Source organism: Clostridium sp. AF28-12, assembly GCF_003435225.1.
GTDB lineage: Bacteria > Bacillota > Clostridia > Lachnospirales > Lachnospiraceae > Pilosibacter > Pilosibacter fragilis.
In genome coordinates, this window is record NZ_QWGJ01000062.1 from 838 (window position 1) to 1,383 (window position 546).

The 546-nt window shown below is 52.7% G+C and carries 1 rRNA gene (only partly in view); it reads left to right on the top strand.

Annotated elements, in window-relative coordinates:
* Window positions 1–520, top strand: a 16S ribosomal RNA gene (locus DWY93_RS16765) (its annotated part extends 837 nt beyond the left edge of the window); the annotation flags it as partial.
* Window positions 521–546 lie beyond the last annotated feature (26 nt).

The following is a 546-nucleotide window of genomic DNA, read 5'->3' on the forward strand; positions in this document are numbered from 1 at the left end:
CCTCCTTCGGGACAGAGGTGACAGGTGGTGCATGGTTGTCGTCAGCTCGTGTCGTGAGATGTTGGGTTAAGTCCCGCAACGAGCGCAACCCCTATTGTCAGTAGCCAGCAGGTAAAGCTGGGCACTCTGATGAGACTGCCAGGGATAACCTGGAGGAAGGTGGGGATGACGTCAAATCATCATGCCCCTTATGATTTGGGCTACACACGTGCTACAATGGCGTAAACAAAGAGAAGCGAGCCTGCGAGGGGGAGCAAATCTCAAAAATAACGTCTCAGTTCGGATTGTAGTCTGCAACTCGACTACATGAAGCTGGAATCGCTAGTAATCGCAGATCAGAATGCTGCGGTGAATACGTTCCCGGGTCTTGTACACACCGCCCGTCACACCATGGGAGTCGGAAATGCCCGAAGCCAGTGACCCAAGCGAAAGCAGGGAGCTGTCGAAGGCAGGTCTGATAACTGGGGTGAAGTCGTAACAAGGTAGCCGTATCGGAAGGTGCGGCTGGATCACCTCCTTTCTAAGGAAGAAGAAGTAAGGGTTTTA